This window comes from Phenylobacterium sp. (assembly GCF_046291545.1).
Taxonomy (GTDB): domain Bacteria; phylum Pseudomonadota; class Alphaproteobacteria; order Caulobacterales; family Caulobacteraceae; genus Phenylobacterium.
Map to the genome: position 1 here is coordinate 164,268 of NZ_JBKBSM010000002.1, position 22,563 is coordinate 186,830.

Here is a 22,563-nt window from a genome sequence, read left to right on the forward strand (position 1 = left end):
GAGGTCGACGCCGGCCCCGAAGGGAGCCGTGGGCGAAGCTTCTGCGCCCACCTCGCGTCGGTCGCCCGAAGGCCCCCAGACCTTCTTCCCGCCGTGCGCCCACCTTCGGGAGAAGGTTCCGAATCTTCCGTTAAGGTTGACCGGACGAGGTGTCGCACCCGGCGATGAGGGCCAGGAGCGCGGCGGCGACGCGAGGGGCGCCCAGGCCGTCGCAGACCTCGGCGCTGCGTTGCGCCAGGCGCGCGCGCAGGGCCTGGTCGTCCAGCAGGCGGCGAAGGGCCGCCGCGAAGGCCTGGTCGAAATCCATTGCATCGGCCTCGAGCATCAGCGCCGCGCCGGCCTCGTCCATCGCCCGGGCGGCGGCGCGCTGGTTGTCGGCCAGCACCACGAGCAGGGACGGCAGAGCGAGGACGCAGCGTTCCCAGGTGGTGGAGCCGGCGGCGCCGACCGCCAGGTCGGCGTCCAGGGTGAGGCGGGCCATGTCGGTGGCGTCGACATGCAGGCGCAGGCGCGGGTCGGCGGCGGCCAGGGCGCGCAGGCGCGGCAGGCTGGGCGCGGCCGCGCCGACCACGACGTCGGCCTCGCGCGCGCCGAGCAGGGGCTGCAGGCGCTCGACAAGTCGGGCGGTGACGGCGCCGACGTCGGTCAGGCCGAGGGAGACCAGGACGCGGCGGACGGGTGCTGGGCGGCGGGCCAGGGCCTCGGCGCGCAGGGCGGCGAAGGCGGGACGCACCGGGGCGAAGGCGGGACCGGCAAGGACCTGGGCGCCGGGGGGCAGAAGGCCGGCGTAGTCCCGCGCGCTGCGGGCCGGGCCGCTGTCGAGGACGAGGGCGGCGTCCAGGGGACGGTCGGCGAGGTCGTCGATCGCCAGGGCCGGGCGGCCGGCGGCGATGCGCCGGTGCTCAGGGGCGGCCAGGCCGTAGTGGTCGAACACGACGGCGTCGGCGGCGAGGCCAGCCGCGGCGGCGATCAGGTCGTCTGGGGCGGTCGAGGCGGCCGGCGCACGGGCCATGCGGGGGGCGAAGGCGTCGAGGATGGCGGCGACCGGCGGGGGCGCGAGGAAGCGGCACGCCGCGCCCCGGTCCGCGAGGGCCTCGGCGAGGGTGAGGCTGCGCATGACGTGGCCGCCGCCGACCTGTGCGCCGGCGTTGCAGACGAACAGGATGCGCGGGGCGTCGCTCACGGCCGCCTCAGGCCGCGTCCCGGGCGGGGACGCAGCCCCCGGCCTTCAGGTCGTAGCGGCGCAGGATCTCGGCCGCGGCCCGGTCGGTCTCCGCGAGGGGGGCGTAGGTCCAGCCGTGCAGGGCGCCCTCGAACGGGCGCGAGACGCCCAGGCGCTCGAGCTCCTGGTGGAACAGGCGGAATTTTTCGCTGCGGCCGTCCATCTTCAGGATGAAGACCGGCTTGCCGGTGGCGGCCGCGTCGGTGGCCAGGTTGGTGGAATCCTCGGTGGCCAGGATGCAGTCGGCCGCGGCGAGGAAGGCGAAGTAGGGGTTCTCGCCCTCGCCGTCCCAGATGACGCCGGGCAGGTCGCGCAGACGGGCGGCGAGGATGGCGCGGGCGGCGTCCGGCGTGCGCCGTGAGAAGGTGAGCAGGATCGAGCCGCCCGCGTCGCGGACGGCGTCCTCGATCTGGCGGGCCATGGCCGCGGCGCGCTCGGGCGAGAGGTCGAAGGCCTTGGACTTGCCGCCGATCAGCACCGCGGCCCGCGGATGCGGCAGGGGGGCGATCATCGCCTCGAAGCGGACGAGGTCGGCGCGCAGGCGCTCGGGCGTCAGGCGGTTCGGCGCGCCGACGATGGGCAGGACGTTTTCGCCGCTCAGCCGGTCGTGCATGGGCGGGATGACGAGGTCGTAGGGCTGCAGCGGCGTGCGCGGGTCCTGCGTCTGGACCACGAAGGTGCGGCCCCTGGACCAGCGCCGGACCCGCAACGACAGCGGCAGGGTGGCGCGGCCCGCCGCCAGCCAGATGTCCGGCCAGGGCGGGGCGATGGCGCTGGACGGGTCAAGGGCGCGCATGGGCCAGGGCACCAGCCACCAGGGGCGGCGGCCGGCGCGGCCCTTCCAGGCCACGCGCTTGACCAGCGTTTCCGCGGGCCGCCGGCGCGCGATCGCCTCGGCCAGGCCCAGGACCTGCGCCTCGATTCCGGCGCGGCCGTCGGAGACGGCCCAGACGACGAGGGGCCGCCCCGCGCTCATCGACGGGGCGTCCGGCGCTGGCCGGTCAGATCCACTCGACCTTGAGGATTTCGTAGGCCTTGGTGCCGCCGGGGGTGTTCACCTCGACGACGTCGCCGGTCTCCTTGCCGATCATCGCGCGCGCGATCGGCGAGGCGATGGAAATGCGGCCGGATTTCACGTCGGCCTCATGCTCGCCAACGATCTGGTAGCGGGCCTCTTCCTCGGTGTCCTCGTCCACCACCGAGACGGTGGCGCCGAACTTCACCTGAGTTCCCGAGAGTTTGGATACATCGATGACCTGGGCGCGGGCCATCTTGTCCTCGATCTCGGCGATCTGGCCTTCGATCCAGCCCTGACGCTCCTTGGCGGCATGGTATTCTGCGTTTTCGGACAGATCTCCATGCGAGCGCGCTTCGGCGATCGCGGCGATTACCGCCGGTCGCTCCAGAGTCTTCAAACGCTTCAGTTCCTCGTCGAGGGCTTGATAGCCCCCGGCGGTCATCGGCACTTTTTCCATGGCAGGTGATGACTCGGGTATCGCCCTTTGCAGTTCCTTATCCGGCCGCGGGCGCTGGCGTCCGGGGGGTGAAAGGATAGGATTGTGCGCTGCGAAACTCAAGGGGCGCCCCGGTTTATCCCCTGAGCGGCGCCTCCAGCACCGCCCGCAGGCCCGGACTGTTGTCCTCCAGAACCAGCCGTCCGCAGTGCAATTTGGCGCAGGCCGCGACCAGCGCCAGGCCCAGGCCCGAGCCGGGCCGGGTGCGCGCCGCCTCCAGGCGCACGAAGCGTTCCTGGACCCGGCCGAGCTGGTCGGCGGGCACGCCCGGACCGGTGTCGGCGACGACGATGCGCACCTCGCCCGCTTCGGTCTCCTCGACGCTGAGCACGACCCTGGCGCCGGGGCCGGCATGGATGGCGGCGTTGTGCAGGAGGTTGCCCAGGGCCTGGCGCAGCAGGGTCTCGTGCAGGCAGGCGATGACCGGCGTGGCCGGCACGTCGATTCGCAGGCCCTGGCCGGCGTCCTCGAGAACCGGCGCGAAGAGTTCGCCCATCTCCAGGGCCAGGCGCGCCGCATCGACCCGCTGGAGCATGTCGCGCGACAGGCCGCTTTCGGCGCGGGCGATGTCGAGCAGGGCCGAAAGGGTGGCCAGGGCGCCGTCCACCTCGCGGTGCGCCTGGTCGATGGCCGCGGCGCGGTCGTCCGGGGCGGTCTCGTCGGCGGCGGCGCGGGCCAGGGCGCCCTTGAGGCGGGTGAGGGGCGAGCGCAGGTCGTGGGCGAGGCTGTCGGTGACCGTGCGCATCCCGGTCATCAGCTCCTCGATGCGGGTCAGCATGGCGTTCACCGAGCCGGCGAGGTCGTCGAACACGTCGCCGCCCGGGCGTTCCGGCGCGCGCGCGGACAGGTCGCCGCCGGCGATCCGCTCGGCGGTGCGGGCGATGCCGCGGGTTCGCGAGAGCATCAGGGCGTGCAGCCCCGCGCCGGCGATGGCCGCGCCCACGGCCGTGAGGGTGAGGGCGATGGCCGAGCCCTGCAGGATCGCCCCGCGCAGGGCGTCGCGGGCGGACAGGGCCTCGGCGACCACCAGGGTGAGGCCGCCGTCGAGGGGCTGAGCGAGCACGCGCCAGAAGCGGCGGGGGCTGCTGGCCGGCTCGGCGACCGTGCGCCAGCCGGCGTCCGGAGCGTTGAGGGAGCCGACCACGTCGGCCCCGGCGAGGAGCCGGCCGTCGGCGTCCAGCAGGGCGTAGCGGAATCCGTCGGGCGCGCCGACGCGTTCGCGCCGGTCGAGGGTGGCGATCAGGGGGGCCACTCCCTCTTCGCGGGCGAAGGCCACGAAGTAGTCCCGCGCGGCGGCGGCGATGGCGGCCTGCTGGCGGGCGATGGCGGCCTCGCCCCAGCGGTCGATCACCAGGAGGCTGACGGCGAGGGCGGCCAGGGCGACGGCGATGGTGGCGAGCGGCCACATCCAGGCCTTCAGCCGCATGGCGCGATCCTCCCTAGGGACGTTCGGAAAGGCGGTATCCGGAGCCGCGGACCGTGTGCAGCAGGGGCTGGGCGAACCCCTCGTCGATCTTCTTGCGCAGGCGGCTGACGTGGGTGTCGATCAGGCTGGTGTGGGGATCGAAACGGTAGTCCCAGAGCTGTTCGAGCAGCATGGTGCGGGTGACCACCCGGTCGCGGTGTTTCAGCAGGTATTCCAGCAGCTTGAATTCCCGCGGCAGCAGGTCGAGGCGGGTCCCGGCGCGGGTGACGCGCCGCTCCAGAAGGTCCATTTCCAGGTCCGCGCAGCGCAGGACCGCAACCACCTCGCGCCGGCCGGGGCGGCGCAGGAGATTGTCCAACCGGGCGGAGAGCTCGGAGTAGGCGAAGGGCTTGGGAAGGTAGTCGTCCCCGCCGGCGCGCAGGCCCTTGACCCGCTCGTCGAGCTGGCCGAGGGCCGAGAGGATCATCAGGGGCGTATCGACGTCGGCGGCCCGCAGCGCCTTGAGGACCGACAGGCCGTCCAGGCCGGGGATCATGCGGTCCATGATGATGGCGTCGAAGGCGGCGGCGGTGGCGATGTAGAGGGCGTCGCGGCCGTCGGCGACGTGCTCGACGGTGTGGCCGTCCTGGCGAAGGCTGTCGAGCAGGTACTGGGCCGTGTCGGCGTCGTCCTCGACGACCAGGATCTTGGCGCCCACGGCGCGTTCCTTTCGACCGTTGGATGCGCTTCCGTCTGGCGCAGGAAGAGGACGAAAAGGCGGCGGGCGGCCCCTTCGGGCGGGAAGGGGGAGAACTGACCGCCCGCCGCCCCCCGGACCCCGCCGACCGGCGGCTGATCGTGCTGGGGGGCCGATCGGCGAGGAGCGTCTTCAGATCCCGGGACGCGCCGGGAGTGCGCCGGCGCGTCCCGGGCCCCGCTCAGCCCTTCTCGCAGGCGGCCAGGAAGGCCTTACGGGACTCGGTGTGGGTCTTCTGGGCCCGCCACTGCTTCATGCAGTCCGCGGCCTTCGACGAGCTGGTCGCCGCTGGCTTGGCGGGCTTGGCCGGCGGGGTGGCGAACGCCGCCGAGCCGGCGGCGAGGGAAAGCGCCAGGGCGGCGGGAACGAGGAGGTAGCGCATGGGGTCCTTGCGTCCTTGCTTCACCGCCGGCGCGTCCGGCGGCGGGGGCAAGATGCACAAGGCCGCCTTGCGGGGAGCCGGCGCCCGTCTCGCAAATCTGTAAGGTTGCGCGGCCGGGGCTCAGGCGCTTTCGCAGACCACGCAGCGGGCGAGTTCGTCGGCGTCCGGCGCCTCGAAGACGCCCTCGACGAAATCGAACATCTCCGGCGTCACGGCCAGGGCGAAGCCCTCGCCGCGGACGGTGTTGCGCTCGGCGACCCGGGCGCGGCGGACCTCTTCGGGCGCCGTCAGGTAGTGGAACCGCGTGGGCAGGTCGCAGGCCTGGGCGATCTCGGCCACCCGGGCGCGGTCGGCGCGGCGCATCAGCCCCAGGTCCAGCACCACCGAGGTCCCCGCCGCCATGACCGCGGCGGCGGTGGACCAGATCTGCGCCTCGCAGCGGTCGATGCGCTGCATCACCCAGTCGAACTCCAGCGGCTCGGGCATGTCCGGAGCGAACAGCCGGGCCATCCAGTCGTCGATCGCGAAGTGGACCGCCGGCTCGCTGCGGGCCAGCGCCCGGGCGTAGGTGGACTTGCCGGCGCCCGAGGGGCCGAAGACGACATGCAGGACCGCGTTCATGGCCGCCGCCTTAGCGGACGGAGAGGCCGCCGTCGATGACCAGTTCGGCGCCGGTGACGTAGCGGGACTCCGCGCTGGCCAGCCAGAGCACCCCGTCGGCGATGTCGCCCGGCAGGCCCTTGAAGCCCAGCGGCACGGCCATCTCGGCCATGGCGTCCAGGGTCGCCGGACGGGCCGGGCCGGCGTTGGAGCCCGGCTCGACGGTGCCGACGATGGTGTCCCAGATCGGGGTCTCGATAATGCCGGGGTGGACGGAGTTGACCCGCACGCCGTCCTTGGCGTTGGCGCACTCCATGGCCACGGCCTTGGTGAACAGGCGCACCGCGCCCTTGGTGGCGCAGTAGCCGGCCAGGTTCGGCGCGCCCTTGAGGCCGGCGACCGAGGACATGTTGATCACGCTGCCGCCGTCGCCGCTTTTGCGCATCAGCGGAATGGCGTGCTTCACGCCAAGGAACACGCCGTCGACGTTGACGGCGGTCTGGCGCTGGAAGTCGGCGAGGCTCATGTCGAAGACCGAGCCGCCGAGGCCGATGCCGGCGTTGTTGACGAGGATGTCGAGGCGGCCGTGGCGGGCCTCGACCTGGGCGACGACGCCGATCCACGCGTCTTCGGAGGTGACGTCGTGGCGCAGATATTCGGCCTTGCCGCCCGCGGCGGCGATGGCCTCGACGGTCTCGGCGCCCTTGGCGTCCTGGACGTCGGTGACGACCACGACCGCCCCTTCCTGAGCCAGCCGTTCGGCGCAGGCCCGGCCGATGCCGCTCGCCCCGCCCGTGACCAGGGCCACCTTGCCCTCAACCCGTCCCGCCATGTCTCTTCCCCGAGTTTGTGATCGTTGATCAGTTGATCCGCGCAAAGGCCTAGCTCAGGCCGCGGGCGAGGACCAGCCCAAAGCGGGCGTCCCGATCGGAGCGGGCGATCGACGAGACGGGGCAGGCGGCGCCGACGCTCAGTCGGCGCCTCGAAGGCCTACCAGGTGACGTTGCCGCTGGCGGTGATCAGGCCGATCACCATGGCGACGCCGAACAGGATGATCAGTCCCACCACGAGCATGTCGGCGGCGCCTTCGAAGCGCTCGATCCGGTGGCGGTTTTCATGGTGATGCTCACCGTTGGGGTGGTGAACATTCGGCTTAAGATTGAGCCGCATAGCGTCCTCCTCGCTCTCTGCTCTCGAGGGGGTGAGCCCCCTCCGCCAGATTGCGACAGGCGCCGGGTTTAGCGCCGACCGGACGGTCTTTTACTGTACGCGGGGCCGCCGGAAGACGCCCGAGCGCCCATGCAAACACAGGCGATAAGGAAAGCCTGCGCCCAATAGAGGCGCCGGTCAATGCTCAGCGCCGCTTTGGCGGGCAGAAACGGACAATCCGCCCTCGGAGCGTCGGGACCCCTTGACGCGGTCCCGGCGCGGCGACCGGGAGGCGGGCGTCAGGCGTAGCTTTGCAGGGGGCGCACCTCCAGCGGGCCCTCGGCGGTCGCGGCGATCGCCTGGGCGGCGGCCAGGGCGCCGGCGGCGGTGGTGAAGTAGGGCGTCTTCATCATCAGCGCCGTGCGGCGGATCTCGAAGCTGTCGGCCAGGGACTGCTTGCCCTCGGTGGTGTTGAAGACGAGCTGGACCTCGCCGTTCTTCATGGCGTCGACGATGTGGGGGCGGCCCTCCAGCACCTTCTTCACCCGCTCGACCTCCAGGCCCTCGGCGGCCAGGAAGTCGCAGGTGCCGCCGGTGGCCAGGATGCGGAAGCCGTTGGCGATCAGCAGTCGCACGGGCTCGACGATCCAGGGCTTGTCGGAATCCTTGACCGAGACGAACACGCAGCCCGACCTGGGCAGCACGGTGCCGCCGCCGAGCTGGCTCTTGGCGAAGGCGCGGGCGAAGGCCGGCGCCAGGGTCTCGCCCTCGCGCCGCCAGTCCAGGCCCATGACCTCGCCGGTGGAGCGCATTTCCGGCCCGAGGACGGTGTCGACGCCGGCGAAACGGGCGAAGGGGAACACCGCCTCCTTCACCGCGATGTGGTCGCGGGCCGGTTCGGAAACGTCGAAGCTGGCGAGCTTTTCCCCGGCCATCAGCTTGGCGGCGATGGCCGCCAGCGGCCGGCCGATCGCCTTGGCCACGAAGGGCACGGTGCGGCTCGCCCGGGGATTGACCTCGAGCACGTAGATCCGCGGGGCTTCCGACTGCGGCTCCTCGATGGCGAACTGCACATTCATCAGGCCGCGCACCTGCAGGGCCTGGGCCATGGCCTCGGTCTGGCGCTTCAGCTCGGCGATGGTTTCCGGTTTCAGCGAGAAGGGCGGCAGCGAGCAGGCGGAGTCGCCCGAGTGCACCCCGGCCTCCTCGATGTGCTCCATCACCCCGGCGACGAAGACCTGGCCGGCGTCGTCGCACAGGGCGTCCACGTCGACCTCGGTGGCGCGGGAAAGGTACTGGTCGATCAGCACCGGGCTGTCGCCGGAGACCTGGACGGCGGTCTTGATGTAGCGGTCGAGCTGCTCGTCGTCGCGGACGATCTCCATGGCCCGGCCGCCCAGCACGTAGGAGGGGCGGATGACGACGGGATAGCCGACCTTGTGGGCCGCCTCGAACGCCTCTTCGGCCGAGCGGGCGATGGCGTTGACCGGCTGGGCGATCTTCAGGCGCACAAGCAGCTGCTGGAAGCGCTCGCGGTCCTCCGCCAGGTCGATGGCGTCAGGGCTGGTGCCCAGGATCGGGATGCCCGCGTCCTCCAGCGGCTTGGCGAGCTTGAGGGGCGTCTGGCCGCCGAACTGGACGATGACGCCCAGGAGCTCGCCGCGGGCGCGCTCCACGTCGATCAGCTCCAGCACGTCCTCGGCGGTGAGCGGCTCGAAGTAGAGGCGGTCGGAGGTGTCGTAGTCCGTGGAGACCGTCTCGGGGTTGCAGTTGACCATGATCGACTCCACCCCGAGGTCCTCGAGGGCGAAGGCGGCGTGGCAGCAGCAGTAGTCGAACTCGATGCCCTGGCCGATGCGGTTGGGGCCGCCGCCGAGGATCACCGCCTTGCGCCGGTCGGACGGCTCGGACTCGCAGTCCGGGATCTGGCCGAGGGCTCCGGTCTCGTAGGTGGAGTACATGTAGGGCGTCTCGGCGCGGAACTCGCCGGCGCAGGTGTCGATGCGCTTGAACACCGGCCGCACGCCCAGGGCCCGGCGCTGCTCGCGCACCTCGGCCTCGGTGGTGTGGGTGAGCCTGGCCAGGCGCGCGTCGGAGAAGCCCTGGGCCTTGAGGGCGCGGAAGGCGGCGGCCGTGGTCGGCAGGCCCTCGTCGCGGATCCGGGTCTCGACCGCGATCAGGGCCTGGATCTGGCGCAGGAACCAGGGCTCGTAGGCGCAGGCCTCGGCCACGTCCTCGACGGTGAGGCCATGGCGGAAGGCCTGGGCGATCACCCGCAGGCGGTCGGGGGTGGGCACGCCCAGGGCGCGGATCACCGCGGCGCGGCCGGTCTCCGGATCGTCGGCGCCCTCGATCTCGATCTCGTCGAGGCCGGCCAGGCCGGTCTCAAGGCCCCGCAGGGCCTTCTGCAGGCTCTCGGCGAAGGTGCGGCCGATGGCCATGACCTCGCCCACCGACTTCATGGAGGTGGTCAGGTAGGGCTCCGAGCCCGGGTACTTCTCGAAGGCGAAGCGCGGGATCTTGGTGACCACATAGTCGATGGTCGGCTCGAACGAGGCCGGGGTCGCGCCGGTGATGTCGTTCATCAGCTCGTCGAGGGTGTAGCCCACGGCCAGCCGCGCGGCGACCTTGGCGATGGGGAAGCCGGTGGCCTTGGACGCCAGCGCCGAGGAGCGCGACACTCGCGGGTTCATCTCGATGACGACCATGCGGCCGTCCTTGGGGTTGAGGGCGAACTGGACGTTGGAGCCGCCGGTCTCCACGCCGATCTCACGCAGCACGGCGATCGAGGCCGCGCGCATGCGCTGGTATTCCTTGTCGGTGAGGGTGAGGGCGGGGGCCACGGTGATCGAATCGCCGGTGTGCACGCCCATCGGGTCCACGTTCTCGATGGAGCAGACGATGATGCAGTTGTCCGCGCGGTCGCGGACCACCTCCATCTCGTACTCCTTCCAGCCCAGGACGCTCTCCTCGATCAGCACCTCGGTGGTCGGCGACAGGTCCAGGCCGCGCTCGACGATCTCGCGGAACTCCTCGACGTTGTAGGCGATGCCGCCGCCGGTGCCGGCCAGGGTGAAGGACGGGCGGATGATCGCCGGCAGGCCGACGAACTCCAGGCCCTCCATGGCCTCGTCCATGGTGTGGGCGGCCTTGGATCGGGGGCTCTCCAGGCCCAACTTGTCCATGGCGTCGCGGAACTTCTGGCGGTCCTCGGCCTTGTCGATGACCTCGGCCTTGGCGCCGATCATCTCCACCCCGTACTTCGCGAGGACGCCGCGCTCCTCCAGCGCCAGGGCGGTGTTGAGCGCAGTCTGGCCGCCCATGGTGGGCAGGAGGGCGTCGGGGCGCTCCTTCTCGATGATCTTCTCGACCATCTCCGGCGTGATCGGCTCGACATAGGTGGCGTCCGCCACGTCCGGGTCGGTCATGATCGTGGCCGGGTTCGAATTGACCAGCACGATGCGGTAGCCCTCCGCGCGCAGCGCCTTGCAGGCCTGGACGCCGGAATAGTCGAACTCGCACGCCTGGCCGATGACGATGGGGCCGGCGCCGATGATGAGGATCGACTTGATGTCGGTGCGTTTCGGCATGGGATGTCTTTGTTCTCGCGCGCAAAGGGCGGCCTCGCGCGTCGCCGCGCGGCCGTCACCGACCAGATTGCAGGTTAAGGCGCCCGTTTAGAGACGGAGTCGGGCGCGCGCAAGGCCGCCGTGTCGCCAGGCGCCGCGCACACGAAAACGGGCCGGCGCAAGCGCCGGCCCGTCGCGGTTCGGAAGGGGGCGGCGAGGACCGCCCCAACCTACAGGCTCAGACCTGGAGTTGGCCCGCCGAGGTCTTGCCGCTGCGCTTGTCGCGCTCCAGCTCGTAGGACACCTTCTGGCCTTCGTTCAGCGTGGCCAGGCCCGCGCGCTCGACGGCCGAGATGTGCACGAAGACGTCGGCGCCGCCCTCGTCGGGTTGGATGAAGCCATAGCCCTTGGTTCCGTTGAACCACTTTACGGTGCCGGTGGACATTGAGGATCGTTCTTTCTGCAATTGTGTATTCCCGCGCCGACCTGGGGTCGCGCGGCCGATCAAAGTTCGAGATAGAACGGAGGGCAGGCCCGGCGCTCAAGTGATCAAGCGAGGTAGTCAGCCGAACCATAACGAGTTCGATGGGCCTCATGGTCGTTTATTTTCGCCGAGCGCGCAAGCCGCAAAGAAATTTCGCCGGGCCGGTGCAACTATAAGGACGCAGGGGCATCTTATTCAGATGGTGAAGCGGCGCGAAATCTTGCGCCGCCAGCGTAGAGGAGCCCGCGCCCGATGACCCTGATCGAGAAGATCCCCGACATGACCGACGAGGGCGTCGACAACATGCTGGCCAATGCGCGGCGGCTGCAGGAGACCGGCTCGGAGCGCCAGCAGGCGCAGGCCGCCGAGCTGCTTCCGGCGCTGGAGAGCGCGGCGGCCGAACGTCGCGAACGGCGACTGGCCCAGGCCGCCGCCAAGCGCTCGGCCTCGGGCAAGGCGCGGCGGGCCCAGCGCGCCTGACGGCGCCCCCCCGGGCGAGCCGCCCCCGGGATTCTCCCCAAAACACGCAGCGCGGGACGCGACACCTGGCAAGGGTCGTGCTAGGGGCTGGGGAGGGAGGCTCATTATGAGAAAATTAACGATTGTCGTCCTGGCCGCCGCGGCGATTCCGACGATGGCCCTGGCCAGCGCCCAGGCGCCCGCCGTCGCCAGCCTGGCGCAGTCCCGCTCGGGCGAGCCGCTGGCCGGCGTGCTGCCGGTGAGCGGCAAGGTGCGGATGGCGGTGTCGCAGACGACGATCCCGGCGGGCGAAAGCCTGCCCGAACACGTGCAGCCGACCCTTCGCTACATCTATGTGGTTTCCGGCCGCGTGCGCGTCTCCAACCTGGTGACCGGCGTCGATCAGGAGATCAGCCCCGGCGAGATGGCCGTGGAGACCGAAGGCCAGCTTCACATCGCCACGGCCCTGGACGGCCTGCCGGCGGACATCCTGCTGATCGAGGGCGACGCGGCCGAAGGGGCGATCGCGCAACCCTGACGCGCGCGCCGGGCCCGCCGTCGCCTTTCGCCTTGCCGCGGAGGCCCGGTTCAGGGCAGCTTGCTGCAATTGTTCAGCTTTCCTCGCTCCCGAGAGCCGTGACCGCCGCCACCCCCGACGAGCTCGCCCGCCTGATGCCGCAGATCGCCGCCGGCGATCGGGCGGCCCTGCGCCGGCTTTATGAGGCCACCTCCGCGAAGCTATTTGGCGTCTGCCTACGTATCCTGTCCGACAGGGACGAGAGCGAGGACGTCTTGCAGGAGGTCTATCTGACGATCTGGCGCCGCGCCGACCGCTTCGAGGCGGGACGGGCGAGCGTGATGACGTGGATCTCCACCATCGCCCGCAACCGGGCGATCGACCGCCTGCGCGCCCGGGGGCCGATGGCCCGGGCCGAGCCGGTGGACGACCTGGAGATCGCCGACGACAGCGTGCCGGCCGACGCCCTGCTGGAGGCGGCCGACGACGCCGGCGCCCTGGGCCGCTGCATGGACGAGCTGGACGCGCGCACGGCCCAGGTGATCCGCACCGCCTTCTTCGAGGGCGTGACCTACGAGGCCCTGGCCGCGCGGCTGTCGACGCCGCTGGGGACGGTGAAGAGCTGGATCCGCCGCGGGCTGATCAAGCTTCGGGGGTGCCTGGAGCGATGAGCGACACCGGACCCGAAATCCCCGAAGAGGACATGCTGGCCGCCGAGCACGCGCTGGGCGTGCTGAACGCGCGCGAGCGGGGTGAGGCGGAGGCGCGGATGGCCCGCGATCCCGGCTTCGCCGCCGAGGTCGCGGCCTGGCGCGAGCGCCTTTCCGGCCTGTTCGCCGAGATCGCCCCGGTCCCCGCGCCCGACGGGCTCTGGGCGCGGATCGAGCGGCTGCTGGCGGCCAACGACAACTTCGAGGACCTGCGCCGGCGGCTGTCGATGTGGCGCGGGGCGGCGGCGGGCGCCTTCGCCCTGGCCGCGGCGAGCCTGGCCGGGGTGATGGTGATGGCGACGCAGCCGCCGCAGGTGATCGAGGCGCCGGCCTCGGCCCATGGCGCGCTGCTGAACGCCAACCTGGCGACCCAGGGCGGTCAGCCGCTGTTCGTGGCGGCCTACGATCCCGACCGCAAGGCGCTGATCATCACCTCGCTGGTGCCGCCGGGGACCGACCCGCTGCACGTTCACCAGCTCTGGCTGATCCCCGAGGACGGCAAGCCGCGCTCCCTGGGCATGGTGGAGCCGGGGACCTCCAAGGCGCTGCCGATGCCGGGCGACATGGCGACGCTGGTGGACGAGGGGGCGGAACTGGCGGTCTCGGTGGAGGCGCCGGGCGGCTCGCCCGATCCCAACGGGCCCACCGGACCGGTCGCGGCCCAGGGCGAACTGTCGAAGATCTGAGGCGGCGGGCCGGGCCTCGGGCTCCGGACCCACGGGGACGGCCTAGCCGCCGCCGCGCCGGCCGTAGCCCTCGTAGGACAGCCAGAGCCCCGCGGCGAACAGGACGGCGAAGACGAGGTCTGCGAGGAATCCTGCTTCGACCTGGGCGGCCCCCGGCGCGATCATGCGCGCCAGGCCGGCGACCGCGAGGGCCCAGCCGGCGAGGGTCACCAGCAGCGGCCAGCCCCAGGCCCAGCGGTTGTGCGCCTGGACGATGGCGAGGCCGCCGACGAAGAGCAGCGTGCCGTTCAGGTAGACGACCGGCGCGGTCTGGGCCGCGAAGATGTCCATGTTCATCCACTCGGTCGCCGCCACGGCGACGGCGGAGGGGCCGAGAATCCGGGCGATGGTTCTGGACGCGCTCACGCCGGTCTCTCCTGCTGGCGCGACAGGAGGCGGCCGCGCCGCAGGAGCGGCATTGATCTGGGTCATGCGCCGGGCGTGGCCCGGCGGCCCTGGCCCTCAGCCCTTGGCCGCGTCCATCAGGGTGGCGAAGCGCTGGAAGAGGTAGAGCGAATCCGTCGGGCCGGGCGAGGCCTCCGGGTGGTGCTGCACGGAGAAGACGGGCCTTCCCTTGAGCGCCACGCCGGCGTTGGTGCCGTCGAACAGGGAGACGTGGGTCTCCTCCAGCGTCTCGGGCAGGCTGTCGCGGTCCACGGTGAACCCGTGGTTCATCGAGACGATCTCGACCTTGCCGGTGGTCAGGTCCTTGACCGGATGGTTCGCGCCGTGGTGGCCCTGGTCCATCTTCACGGTCCTTGCGCCCAGGGCCAGGGCCATCATCTGGTGGCCCAGGCAGATGCCGAACACCGGCACGCCGCTGTCGACCAGCTTGCGGATCTCGGGCACGGCGTACTCGCCGGTCGCGGCCGGGTCGCCGGGGCCGTTGGACAGCATCACCCCGTCGGGCTTGCGGGCCAGGATCTCCTCGGCGGTGGTGGTGGCGGGCACGACGGTGGCGCGGGCCCCGACCGAGGTGAGGGCGCGCAGGATGTTGCGCTTCACCCCGTAGTCGATGACCACGACGTCGTACTTGGGCTCCTCGGGCTTGGCGTAGCCCTCGGGCCAGGCCCAGAGCCCTTCAGGGTAGACGAAGGGCTGCAGGCAGGAGGCGTCCTTGGCCAGGTCCAGGCCGACGATGCCGGACCACTCGCGCGCCCGGGCCACCAGGGCCTCCAGGTCGAACCGGCCCTGGGGATCATGGGCGATGACGCCGTGCGGCATCCCGTGCTCGCGGATGCGGCGGGTGAGGGCGCGGGTGTCCACCCCGGCCAGGCCGACGACGCCGCGGCGCTTCATCCAGCCGTCGAGGTCGGAATCGGCGCGCCAGTTGGCGGGCGCGGTGGGCACGTCGCGGAAGATGGCGCCGCGGGCGGCGGTCTCGGCCGAGCCGGAGATCTGCTCGATGTCCTCGAGGTTGGTGCCGACGTTGCCCACGTGGGGAAAGGTGAAGGCGACGATCTGGGCCATGTAGGAGGGGTCCGTCAGGATCTCCTGGTAGCCGGTCATGGCGGTGTTGAAGCAGACCTCGCCCACGGCTTCGCCCACGGCGCCGACGCCCACGCCCTGCAGGATCGTTCCGTCGGCGAGGGCCAGCACGCCCGTGACGCCAGGCAACAGTTCGCTCATGTGGGCGTCTCCGTGATCGGTGGATGGTCGCAAAAAGGCGGGCCGAGGTGAACCCCGCCCGCCGGATAAACGGCCGCGTAGGTAATGAGTCGCAACGGCCGGGTCAATGCGGGCTGACCGCGCCGCTCCGAGCCGCTAGCTTTCGCCGCCCAAGAACGAGGAGACGCGCCATGGCCGACGCCGGCTACATCGATCCGGACCGCGAAGCCTGGGAGGTGTTCAAGTCGCTGCCCCGCGACGAGCCGATCCAGATGCTGAACCTGGTGAAGGTGAAGCCGATGGCCGAATACCCGGCCGACCACCCCGACCACGGCAAGGGGCTGAGCGGCCTTGACGCCTATCGCGCCTATGGCCGGACCACGGCGCACATCTTCGCCCGGGTGGGCGGGCGGCAGGTGTGGGCCGGAAAGCCGCAGGTGATGGTGACGGGCCCGGCGGCCGAGGCGTGGGACCTGGCGTTCATCGCCGAATACCCGAACGCGGCGGCCTTCATGGAGATGGTGCGCGACCCGGAGTACCGGGAACTGGTCAAGCACCGCACCGCTGGGGTGGCGGATTCGCGGCTCCTGCGCCTGTCGCCGCTGACCCCGGGGGAGGGGTTCGGCGAATAGGGTGGCGCAAAACGAGGGATGTACGTCATTTCGGCCGCAGCGAAGGTGAGGCATCCTCGGCCCCGGCCAAGACTGGAGATCGCCATGCTGTCCCTGCGCCCCAACTGCGAATGCTGCGACGCGGACCTGCCGCCCGGATCCGACGCGGCGCGGATCTGCAGCTTCGAGTGCACCTTCTGCGCCGACTGCGCCGAGACCCGCTTCGGCGGCGCCTGTCCCAACTGCGGCGGGGAGCTGGTGCGCCGCCCGGTGCGGCCGGCGGCGCTGCTCGGTCGGTTTCCGCCGCAAAGCGACCGGGTGAGCAAGGCGCACGCGGCCTGCGCCGGCTGACCGGCGCGGGCGCTCGCTAGGCTTCCAGCACCTCGGCGATGGCGCCGAACAGCTCTTCCGCGCGGACGGGCTTGGCGATATGGCGGTCGGCGCCGGCCTCGGCGCTGGCGTCGCGGTCCTCCGGACTGGCGTTGGCGCTGATGACGATGATCGGCGTGTGCGCCGTCGCCCGCAGCTCGGTGCGCCGGATTGCGCGGATGGCGGACAGGCCGTCCATCACCGGCATGTGCAGGTCCATCAGCACCACGTCGAAACTGCGCCGCTCGGCGGCCTGAACGGCCTCCAGGCCGTTCTCGACGCTGACCACGTCGGCGGCGGCGGCCGAGAGGAACATCTCGAGCACCCGGCGGTTGGTGGCGTTGTCGTCGGCCAGCAGCACCCGCAGCGCCCGGGTCGCCTCGGCCGCCGGGGCGGTCTGCAGGAGTCGCGCGGCCATGGGGGCGGTGACGGTGAAGGAGGCGCCGGAGCCCGGGCGGCTGCGGGCGGTGATCGCGCCGCCGATCAGGTCGGCCAGGCGCCGGCAGATGGCCAGGCCCAGGCCCGCCCCGCCGTGCTCGCGGGTGGTGGAGGCGTCGGCTCGCTCGAACTGGCCGAACAGGCGCTCCAGGTCCGCGTCGTCGAAGCCCGCACCGGTGTCGCGGACCTCGAATCCGAACAGCAGGGCCTCGCCCGCCGGCTGGGCCATGACCGACAGGGTCACGCGGCCCTCGGCGGTGTACTTGACGGCGTTGCCGAGCAGATGGTCGAGGAGCTGGCGCAGGCGCCGGGCGTCGCCGAAGGCCTCGACCTGGGCCGAGGGGGCGACCTCGACGAGGAGCTCCACGCCCTTGGCCTCGGCGGAGGGCCGGAAGGCCGCGCCCGCCTGGGCCATGAGGTCCGGCACGGAGAACCAGGCCGGCGCCAGGGCGACCTTGCCGGCCTCCAGGCTGTTGTAGTCCAGCACGTCGCGGATCAGGGATTCCAGCGCATGGGCCTGGGCGCAGATGGTGTTCAGCATCTCCCCCTGGGCGTTGCTGAGCGGGGTCTGGCCGAGCACCTGGGCCATTCCGCTGATGCCGTTCAGGGGGGTGAGCAGCTCGTGGCTGATGTTGGCCAGGAACTCGCTGCGGGCGCGGCCGGCGGCTTCGGCCCGGCGCAGGGCGTCCTCCAGGGCCTGGGCCTGGCGCTTCATCTCGGTGATGTCGACGCGCAGGCCGATCACCCCGCCGTCGTCGGTGCGGCGCTCCTCCACCATCAGCCAGCGGCCGTCGGCCAGGCGCTGCTCGTGCCGCTCGCCGGTGGGGTTGCGCAGCTGTTCCAGGCGCTCGGCGAGCCATTCGGCCTCGCGTCCCTGGGCCTCCGGATAGTCGCCGCGGGCGACGCCGATGGTCAGGGTGTCGGCGAGGCGGGCGTCGGTGGAGAACAGGTCGGCCGAGCGGTGGTAGATCTCCGCATAGCGCTTGTTCCACAGGACGTAGCGACCGTCGGCGTCGAGGAAGACGACGCCCTCGGGCAGGGCGTCCAGCGCCGCGCGCAGGCGATCGCGCGCCAGGCGCGCCTCGGCCTCGGCCCGGGCCAGCGCCGGCCCGCCCAGCCATCGACCGAGATTCCGCGCCGCCTTGCCCCCCAAGGCGCGCAGCCACTTGCCGGCCATCAAGCTCTACTCCCCGACTCGCGCCCCAAGATGTTGGCCGATTGGACAAGGAGGCTGGCGTCAGCATGATGAACGTGGGGTTGAATTGTGGCCGCGCCGAAAAAATGTGCGGCGGACGGCGGGACGGCGCCTGTCGCGGCGGCGCCGAATTTGGCGGACTCGCCCGCCAGGGGTAAGAGGCCGCCCATGATCATCACCACGGTCGGCTTGGACGCCGACGACACCCTCTGGCACAACGAAACCCTGTTCCGCCTGACCCACGAGCGGTTCTGCGCGCTGATGGCCGACGTCGCCGACCCGCAGACCCTGGAGGCGCGTCTGGCGGAGGTGGAGAAGCGCAACCTGCGGCTCTACGGCTACGGGGTGAAGGGGTTCACCCTGTCGATGATCGAGACCGCCATGGAGCTGACCGGCGGGGAGGCGCCGCCGCGGGTGGTGCGCGAGATCCTGGCCGCCGGCCGCGAGATGCTGAGCGAGCCGGTGGAGCCGCTGCCGGGGGTGGACGACGCCCTGGCGGCCCTGTCGCAGCGCTACCGGCTGGTGCTGATCACCAAGGGCGACCTGCTGCACCAGGAGCAGAAGCTGGCGGCCTCGGGTCTGGGCGACCTGTTCGCGGCGGTGGAGATCGTCAGCGAGAAGGACGCCTCGACCTATGAGCGGGTGTTCGCCCGCCACGGCACCGGCGCGGCGCAAGCGGCGATGTGCGGCAACTCCCTGCGCTCGGACGTGCTGCCGGCGCTGGAGGCGGGCGCCTGGGCCGCCCACGTGCCCTATCCGCTGACCTGGGCGCACGAGATGGCCGACGCGCCGCAGGGCCACCCCCGCTTCGCCGAGCTGGCGAGCATCCGCGACCTGCCGGCCTGGCTGGAAGAGGTGGGGTAGGGCGCGCCGCGCGCGCCGGATGTCACAGACCGCGTGCCCGGTCCGTCCTTGGGGCGATGGATCGGGAGGCGGACATGCTTCGATGGACGGCCGCGGCGCTGGGCGCGCTGCTCGGGGCCAATGCGCTGGTGCAGATCGCAGCGCCGTTCTGGTGGTACGGGGCCGTGCCCGGCGTGCCGGCGACGGGCGCCTACAACCCCCACTTCGTGCGGGACATCGGCGCAGCCTATCTGGTGGTCGCCGCCGGCCTTCTCTGGTTCGCCTGGCGGCCGGCGCAGGGCTGGGCGGCGCTGGCGGCGGGGGCGGGGTTCCTGACGCTGCACGCCGGCGTGCACCTGTTCGACGCCAGCTGCTCGGCGAGCCCCCTGGCCGACCTGATCCGCGACCTTCCCGGCGTCTTCCTGCCAGCCATGATCGCCTGTGCGATCGCCGTGGCCGCCCGACCCAAGCGGAGCTTGCACCATGCTTAGAACCTTCCTGAGGAACAAAGTTCAAGCCTTTGAAAAGACGTGGAACTACGACGCCAGTTATCAGCGGTTCCTGGTCGAGTCCGCGCCGCTGAGCGCGCTGAAGTTCGGCATCGGCGCGAGCATGGTGGACCGCGGGGCGGCGCCGGCGGAGGCGCTGGCGGCGGCGGGGATCGCCGCGACCCTGGCGGAGGACTGCGGCCCCTGCGTGCAGATCGGCGTGGACATGGCCGCCGCCGCCGGGGTGAGGGCCGAGGTGCTGCGGGCGATCCTGGCGGGAGACGAGGGGGCCATGGGCGCGGACGCCGCGCTCGCCTGGCGCTTCGCCCGGGCGAGCCTGGCCCGGGACCTGGAGGCGGCCGACCCGCTGCGCGAGGCGGTCGCCCGCCGCTGGGGCGAGCGGGGCCTGTGCGCCATCGCGCTTTCGATCACCACCGCGCGGATGTATCCGACGCTGAAGTACGCTCTGGGCTACGGCAAGACCTGCTCGCGGGTGACGGTGGACGGGGCGGCCGCCCCGCTGGCGCCGCGCCCGCGGCAGGCCGCTTGAGGAGGCGAAGGTGGAGGCGAGGCCCGACGTGGAGCCCTTCGAGGCCGCCAGGCCGCGGCTGATGCGGCTGGCCTACCGGATGCTGGGCTCGCTGGCCGAGGCCGAGGATGCGGTGCAGGACGCCTGGCTGCGCTGGAGACGCGGCGGGGCGGACGTGGCCGACCCCACCGCCTGGCTAGTGCGCACCACGAGCCGGCTGTGCCTGGACCGGCTGCGGGCGGCCAAGACCCAGCGCGAGGCCTACCGCGGCCCATGGCTGCCCGAGCCGCTGATCGAGGAGCTCAGCGTCGATCCGGTGGAGCGGGCCGAGGACGTGTCGGTGGCCTTCCTGCTGGCGCTGGAGCGGCTGTCGCCCCTGGAGCGGGCGGTGTTCCTGCTGCACGACGTGTTCGACGAGGACTACGAGGCGGTGGCCGCGACGCTGGGGCGCACCGAGCCGGCCGTGCGCCAGCTCGCGGCCCGGGCCCGGGCGCACGTAGCCGAAGCGCGGCCGCGCTTCGCCGTGAGCCAGGAGGCGGCCGCCAAGCTCGCTGCGGCGTTCATGGACGCGGCCGCCCGGAACGACGTGGAGGCGCTGCGCGGGCTCCTGGCGGAGGACGCGGTGATGGTCACGGACGGCGGCGGCAAGCGGAAGGCCTCGCTGCGTCCGCTGGTCGGCCGCGACGACATCCTGGCCCTGCTGAAGGGCCTGGCCTGGCGCAGCCCCGAGGTCTGGCCGGACACCTACCGCGCGGTGCGGATCAACGGCTATCCGGGCCTGATCGTCGAGGCCCCCGACGGGCCGATGACCATCGCCTTCGAGCCGACCGAGGACGGGCGCCTGGCGGGGATCTACCTGATGCGCAACCCGGACAAGCTGCGCGGCCTCTTGGGCTGAGGCCCCCCGCGTTGCGCCCGGTCGCTGAGCGACAGTCCCTCCCGGCGGGTGCGGACCATCAAGCGCGGCTCGTGAGGCGCGGCTGTGGTGTGATATTGGACCAGCCGTGCGCTTCGACGAACGCTTCCTCGACGAGATCAAGTCTCGCCTTCGCCCCTCCGACGTAATCGGGCGGACGGTGAAGCTGCGCCGGCAGGGGCGCGAGTTCGTGGGGCTGTCGCCCTTCACCAAGGAGAAGACCCCCTCGTTCTACGTGAACGACGACAAGGGCCAGTTCTTCGACTTCTCGTCGGGCAAGACCGGGGACCTGATCACCTTCCTGCAGGAGACCGAGCGGCTGACCTTCGTGGAGGCCGTGGAGCGGCTGGCGGCGGAGGCGGGGGTGCCGCTGCCGGCGGTGGACCCGCGGGCGGCCGAACAGGAGAAGGTGCGCCAGGGCCTGGCCGACTGGCTGGAGACCGCAGCCCAGTGGTTCGAGGCCGAGCTGCGCCGGCCCGTGGGACGCGAGGCGCGGGCCTATCTGGAGCGCCGGGGCTTGCCGGAGGCGGACTGGGGGCGGTTTCGCCTGGGCTTTGCGCCGGCGGGGCGCACGGCGCTGAAGGACTATCTGGTGGCCAAGGGCGCGCGGCCGGGCGAGCTGGTCGAGGCGGGGCTGCTGATCGCGCCGGAGGACGGCGGGGCGCCCTATGACCGCTTTCGCGACCGGATCATCTTTCCGATCACCGACGCTCGGGGACGGGTGGTCTCGTTCGGCGGCCGGGCGATGGACCCGCAGGCGCGGGCCAAGTACCTGAACGGGCCGGAGACCGGTCTCTTCCACAAGGGTCACGTGCTCTACGGCCTGCCCGAGGCGCGCAAGATCCTGGGGGCGGCGCCGGCGGGGGAGACGCCGCCGCTGGTGGTGGTGGAAGGCTACATGGACGCGATCGCCTGCCAGCGGGCGGGGATCGCCGCGGTGGCCCCGCTCGGCACCGCCCTGACCGAAGACCAGATGGAGCTCCTGTGGCGGCTGCACGGGGAGCCGACCCTGTGCTTCGACGGCGACCGCGCCGGACGCCAGGCCGCCAGCCGGGCCATCGACCGGGCGCTGCCGCTCTTGAAGCCGGGCAGGAGCTTCAAGTTCGCCATCGTCGAAGGCGGCAAGGACCCGGACGAGGTGCTGCGCGAGCAGGGGGCCGGCGCGCTGAAGGCCCAGCTCGCCCAGACCACCCCGTTCGTGGAAGCGCTGTTCGTGCGCGAGCGCGACCTGGAGCCGCTGGACACCCCCGAGCGGCGGGCCGGGCTGAAGGGGCGGCTGCGCCACGCGGCAGGGGTGATCGGCGACAAGGACCTGCAGCAGGCCTATCGCGACGACCTGCTGGCCCGCTTCGACGCCCAGTTCGCGCCCGCGCGCGTCGGCGGCGCGGGGGAAGGGGGACGCTACGGCGGCAGCGGCGTTTCGTCGCGGCGCTGGCGCGGCGAGCGGTCCGCCTGGGTGGACCCCTCGCCCACGCCAATGGCCAAGGCGGCCGCGGAGGGACTGGCCCGGGCGCTGGAGCGCCTGCCCGCGGCTCTGGCCTGGCTGGCGGTGCGCGATCCGGCCCTGCTGGACGACCATCTGGAGGACGCCTTGTCCGCCAAGGGTTTCGGCGAGCCGGCGCTGGCGCCCCTGATCCAGGAAATTATCGGACTTCGGCTGGAAACGGAGCATCTTGACAGCGAACGAGTCGCACGCCATCTGGCCTCTTGCGGATTTAGCGCGCTGTTGAAAGACATCGATCGGGCCGCTGCGTCATCGGGCGCGCCCTACCTCAAGGATGATGTCTCCCTCGAAGCGGCGAGATCCCAGTGGTCGCGCGCCTTCGCCGGTCTGTCCAGACTGGCGGCGCTCGATGAGGCTTTGGCCGCCGCGAAGGCAGACCTTCGCGGACGGGAGGATATGGAAGCCTTCGAGCGACTGAAGGGCGAGCGCGACGCACTGAAGCGAGCGATCAGAACGGGAACGATTTGGACGGACGACGAGTCGTAACAGACGGCTCCGACGATTCCGCCACCATCTACTATTCGGGGCGGCGCCTGTGCAGGGGCCGCGCGCCGAGTTCGGAGATTTAG

General features: G+C 71.9%; 25 protein-coding genes. 11 read left to right on the forward strand and 14 right to left on the reverse strand.

Annotation, left to right across the window (positions count from 1 at the left end):
* Positions 1–130: 130 nt before the first annotated feature.
* From pseG to ACK4YQ_RS07330, 11 genes are all read right to left on the reverse strand, one after another.
* Positions 131–1,183: a UDP-2,4-diacetamido-2,4,6-trideoxy-beta-L-altropyranose hydrolase gene (pseG, locus tag ACK4YQ_RS07280; protein WP_409609832.1), complete on the reverse strand. Its 1,053-nt coding sequence runs from the start codon at positions 1,181–1,183 to the stop codon at positions 131–133.
* A gap of 7 nt (positions 1,184–1,190) precedes the next feature.
* On the reverse strand, positions 1,191–2,198 hold the full coding sequence (locus tag ACK4YQ_RS07285; RefSeq protein ID WP_409609834.1) for a mitochondrial fission ELM1 family protein: 1,008 nt from the start codon (positions 2,196–2,198) through the stop codon (positions 1,191–1,193).
* A 25-nt stretch (positions 2,199–2,223) separates the two neighbouring features.
* On the reverse strand, positions 2,224–2,697 hold the full coding sequence (gene greA, locus ACK4YQ_RS07290; protein ID WP_409609836.1) for a transcription elongation factor GreA: 474 nt from the start codon (positions 2,695–2,697) through the stop codon (positions 2,224–2,226).
* Positions 2,698–2,812: 115 nt separating this feature from the next.
* The gene (locus ACK4YQ_RS07295) at positions 2,813–4,162 is read right to left on the reverse strand and encodes a sensor histidine kinase (protein WP_409609838.1); all 1,350 of its coding nucleotides are present in this window, start codon (positions 4,160–4,162) and stop codon (positions 2,813–2,815) included.
* A gap of 13 nt (positions 4,163–4,175) precedes the next feature.
* A complete protein-coding gene (locus ACK4YQ_RS07300) occupies positions 4,176–4,859 on the reverse strand; it encodes a response regulator transcription factor (protein ID WP_409609840.1) in 684 nt (227 codons plus the stop codon).
* 220 nt (positions 4,860–5,079) lie between these two features.
* Positions 5,080–5,280, reverse strand: a complete 201-nt coding sequence (locus ACK4YQ_RS07305) for a hypothetical protein (protein WP_409609842.1) — start codon at positions 5,278–5,280, stop codon at positions 5,080–5,082.
* A 120-nt stretch (positions 5,281–5,400) separates the two neighbouring features.
* On the reverse strand, positions 5,401–5,901 hold the full coding sequence (locus ACK4YQ_RS07310; protein WP_409609844.1) for an AAA family ATPase: 501 nt from the start codon (positions 5,899–5,901) through the stop codon (positions 5,401–5,403).
* 10 nt (positions 5,902–5,911) lie between these two features.
* Positions 5,912–6,712: an SDR family NAD(P)-dependent oxidoreductase gene (locus ACK4YQ_RS07315; protein WP_409609846.1), complete on the reverse strand. Its 801-nt coding sequence runs from the start codon at positions 6,710–6,712 to the stop codon at positions 5,912–5,914.
* A 158-nt stretch (positions 6,713–6,870) separates the two neighbouring features.
* Positions 6,871–7,050 carry a hypothetical protein gene (locus tag ACK4YQ_RS07320; protein WP_409609848.1) on the reverse strand — a complete coding sequence of 60 codons (180 nt, stop codon included), beginning with the start codon at positions 7,048–7,050 and terminating at the stop codon, positions 6,871–6,873.
* Between the two features lie 278 nt (positions 7,051–7,328).
* Positions 7,329–10,619 (reverse strand): carbamoyl-phosphate synthase large subunit, encoded by a 3,291-nt coding sequence (carB, locus tag ACK4YQ_RS07325; protein ID WP_409609849.1) that lies wholly within the window; start codon positions 10,617–10,619, stop codon positions 7,329–7,331.
* 217 nt (positions 10,620–10,836) lie between these two features.
* On the reverse strand, positions 10,837–11,043 hold the full coding sequence (locus ACK4YQ_RS07330; RefSeq protein WP_409609851.1) for a cold-shock protein: 207 nt from the start codon (positions 11,041–11,043) through the stop codon (positions 10,837–10,839).
* A gap of 291 nt (positions 11,044–11,334) precedes the next feature.
* Here ACK4YQ_RS07330 and ACK4YQ_RS07335 point away from each other — a divergent pair, with 291 nt between their 5' ends.
* The 4 genes from ACK4YQ_RS07335 (at position 11,335) to ACK4YQ_RS07350 (ending at position 13,454) form a co-directional block, all read left to right on the forward strand.
* The gene (locus tag ACK4YQ_RS07335; protein ID WP_409609853.1) at positions 11,335–11,562 is read left to right on the forward strand and encodes a hypothetical protein; all 228 of its coding nucleotides are present in this window, start codon (positions 11,335–11,337) and stop codon (positions 11,560–11,562) included.
* Between the two features lie 106 nt (positions 11,563–11,668).
* Positions 11,669–12,079, forward strand: coding sequence for a cupin domain-containing protein (locus ACK4YQ_RS07340; protein WP_409609855.1), 411 nt, complete (start codon positions 11,669–11,671; stop codon positions 12,077–12,079).
* Between the two features lie 98 nt (positions 12,080–12,177).
* On the forward strand, positions 12,178–12,729 hold the full coding sequence (locus ACK4YQ_RS07345; RefSeq protein WP_409609857.1) for a sigma-70 family RNA polymerase sigma factor: 552 nt from the start codon (positions 12,178–12,180) through the stop codon (positions 12,727–12,729).
* Positions 12,726–13,454, forward strand: a complete 729-nt coding sequence (locus ACK4YQ_RS07350) for an anti-sigma factor domain-containing protein (RefSeq protein ID WP_409609859.1) — start codon at positions 12,726–12,728, stop codon at positions 13,452–13,454. The genes ACK4YQ_RS07345 and ACK4YQ_RS07350 overlap by 4 nt, the downstream gene beginning before the upstream one ends.
* Before the next feature lie 42 nt (positions 13,455–13,496).
* On the opposite strand, the gene ACK4YQ_RS07355 is transcribed toward ACK4YQ_RS07350, so the two are convergent.
* Together ACK4YQ_RS07355 and carA are read right to left on the reverse strand one after the other, a co-directional pair.
* Positions 13,497–13,859 carry a hypothetical protein gene (locus ACK4YQ_RS07355; protein WP_409609861.1) on the reverse strand — a complete coding sequence of 121 codons (363 nt, stop codon included), beginning with the start codon at positions 13,857–13,859 and terminating at the stop codon, positions 13,497–13,499.
* Positions 13,860–13,955: 96 nt separating this feature from the next.
* On the reverse strand, positions 13,956–15,122 hold the full coding sequence (carA, locus tag ACK4YQ_RS07360) for a glutamine-hydrolyzing carbamoyl-phosphate synthase small subunit (RefSeq protein ID WP_409609863.1): 1,167 nt from the start codon (positions 15,120–15,122) through the stop codon (positions 13,956–13,958).
* A gap of 170 nt (positions 15,123–15,292) precedes the next feature.
* Here carA and ACK4YQ_RS07365 point away from each other — a divergent pair, with 170 nt between their 5' ends.
* Entirely contained in the window at positions 15,293–15,733 is a 441-nt protein-coding gene (locus ACK4YQ_RS07365) for a DUF1330 domain-containing protein (protein WP_409609865.1), read from the forward strand.
* A gap of 84 nt (positions 15,734–15,817) precedes the next feature.
* The gene (locus ACK4YQ_RS07370) at positions 15,818–16,063 is read left to right on the forward strand and encodes a DUF1272 domain-containing protein (RefSeq protein ID WP_409609867.1); all 246 of its coding nucleotides are present in this window, start codon (positions 15,818–15,820) and stop codon (positions 16,061–16,063) included.
* A gap of 16 nt (positions 16,064–16,079) precedes the next feature.
* Here the strand turns inward: ACK4YQ_RS07370 and ACK4YQ_RS07375 are convergent, their stop codons facing one another.
* A complete protein-coding gene (locus tag ACK4YQ_RS07375; protein ID WP_409609868.1) occupies positions 16,080–17,696 on the reverse strand; it encodes an ATP-binding protein in 1,617 nt (538 codons plus the stop codon).
* A gap of 186 nt (positions 17,697–17,882) precedes the next feature.
* Between ACK4YQ_RS07375 and ACK4YQ_RS07380 the strand changes: the two genes are divergently transcribed.
* The 5 genes from ACK4YQ_RS07380 (at position 17,883) to dnaG (ending at position 22,480) form a co-directional block, all read left to right on the forward strand.
* Positions 17,883–18,578 carry an HAD family hydrolase gene (locus ACK4YQ_RS07380; RefSeq protein WP_409609870.1) on the forward strand — a complete coding sequence of 232 codons (696 nt, stop codon included), beginning with the start codon at positions 17,883–17,885 and terminating at the stop codon, positions 18,576–18,578.
* Between the two features lie 74 nt (positions 18,579–18,652).
* A complete protein-coding gene (locus tag ACK4YQ_RS07385) occupies positions 18,653–19,048 on the forward strand; it encodes a hypothetical protein (protein WP_409609872.1) in 396 nt (131 codons plus the stop codon).
* Positions 19,041–19,595 carry a hypothetical protein gene (locus ACK4YQ_RS07390; RefSeq protein ID WP_409609874.1) on the forward strand — a complete coding sequence of 185 codons (555 nt, stop codon included), beginning with the start codon at positions 19,041–19,043 and terminating at the stop codon, positions 19,593–19,595. The genes ACK4YQ_RS07385 and ACK4YQ_RS07390 overlap by 8 nt, the downstream gene beginning before the upstream one ends.
* A 10-nt stretch (positions 19,596–19,605) precedes the next feature.
* Entirely contained in the window at positions 19,606–20,472 is an 867-nt protein-coding gene (gene sigJ / locus ACK4YQ_RS07395) for an RNA polymerase sigma factor SigJ (protein WP_409609876.1), read from the forward strand.
* Positions 20,473–20,578: 106 nt separating this feature from the next.
* Positions 20,579–22,480: a DNA primase gene (gene dnaG / locus ACK4YQ_RS07400; protein ID WP_409609878.1), complete on the forward strand. Its 1,902-nt coding sequence runs from the start codon at positions 20,579–20,581 to the stop codon at positions 22,478–22,480.
* Positions 22,481–22,563: the final 83 nt, after the last annotated feature.

Coding starts and splice junctions, on each gene's coding strand:
- ACK4YQ_RS07285 (WP_409609834.1), bottom strand. CDS start 2,198: ATGAGCGCGGGGCGGCCCCTCGTCGTCTGGGCCGTCTCCGACGGCCGC.
- ACK4YQ_RS07340 (WP_409609855.1), top strand. CDS start 11,669: ATGAGAAAATTAACGATTGTCGTCCTGGCCGCCGCGGCGATTCCGACG.
- ACK4YQ_RS07310 (WP_409609844.1), bottom strand. CDS start 5,901: ATGAACGCGGTCCTGCATGTCGTCTTCGGCCCCTCGGGCGCCGGCAAG.
- ACK4YQ_RS07365 (WP_409609865.1), top strand. CDS start 15,293: ATGGCCGACGCCGGCTACATCGATCCGGACCGCGAAGCCTGGGAGGTG.
- ACK4YQ_RS07385 (WP_409609872.1), top strand. CDS start 18,653: ATGCTTCGATGGACGGCCGCGGCGCTGGGCGCGCTGCTCGGGGCCAAT.
- ACK4YQ_RS07335 (WP_409609853.1), top strand. CDS start 11,335: ATGACCCTGATCGAGAAGATCCCCGACATGACCGACGAGGGCGTCGAC.
- ACK4YQ_RS07320 (WP_409609848.1), bottom strand. CDS start 7,050: ATGCGGCTCAATCTTAAGCCGAATGTTCACCACCCCAACGGTGAGCAT.
- ACK4YQ_RS07305 (WP_409609842.1), bottom strand. CDS start 5,280: ATGCGCTACCTCCTCGTTCCCGCCGCCCTGGCGCTTTCCCTCGCCGCC.
- ACK4YQ_RS07375 (WP_409609868.1), bottom strand. CDS start 17,696: ATGGCCGGCAAGTGGCTGCGCGCCTTGGGGGGCAAGGCGGCGCGGAAT.
- carB (WP_409609849.1), bottom strand. CDS start 10,619: ATGCCGAAACGCACCGACATCAAGTCGATCCTCATCATCGGCGCCGGC.
- ACK4YQ_RS07380 (WP_409609870.1), top strand. CDS start 17,883: ATGATCATCACCACGGTCGGCTTGGACGCCGACGACACCCTCTGGCAC.
- greA (WP_409609836.1), bottom strand. CDS start 2,697: ATGGAAAAAGTGCCGATGACCGCCGGGGGCTATCAAGCCCTCGACGAG.
- carA (WP_409609863.1), bottom strand. CDS start 15,122: ATGAGCGAACTGTTGCCTGGCGTCACGGGCGTGCTGGCCCTCGCCGAC.
- ACK4YQ_RS07390 (WP_409609874.1), top strand. CDS start 19,041: ATGCTTAGAACCTTCCTGAGGAACAAAGTTCAAGCCTTTGAAAAGACG.
- ACK4YQ_RS07315 (WP_409609846.1), bottom strand. CDS start 6,712: ATGGCGGGACGGGTTGAGGGCAAGGTGGCCCTGGTCACGGGCGGGGCG.
- ACK4YQ_RS07370 (WP_409609867.1), top strand. CDS start 15,818: ATGCTGTCCCTGCGCCCCAACTGCGAATGCTGCGACGCGGACCTGCCG.
- ACK4YQ_RS07350 (WP_409609859.1), top strand. CDS start 12,726: ATGAGCGACACCGGACCCGAAATCCCCGAAGAGGACATGCTGGCCGCC.
- ACK4YQ_RS07330 (WP_409609851.1), bottom strand. CDS start 11,043: ATGTCCACCGGCACCGTAAAGTGGTTCAACGGAACCAAGGGCTATGGC.
- ACK4YQ_RS07295 (WP_409609838.1), bottom strand. CDS start 4,162: ATGCGGCTGAAGGCCTGGATGTGGCCGCTCGCCACCATCGCCGTCGCC.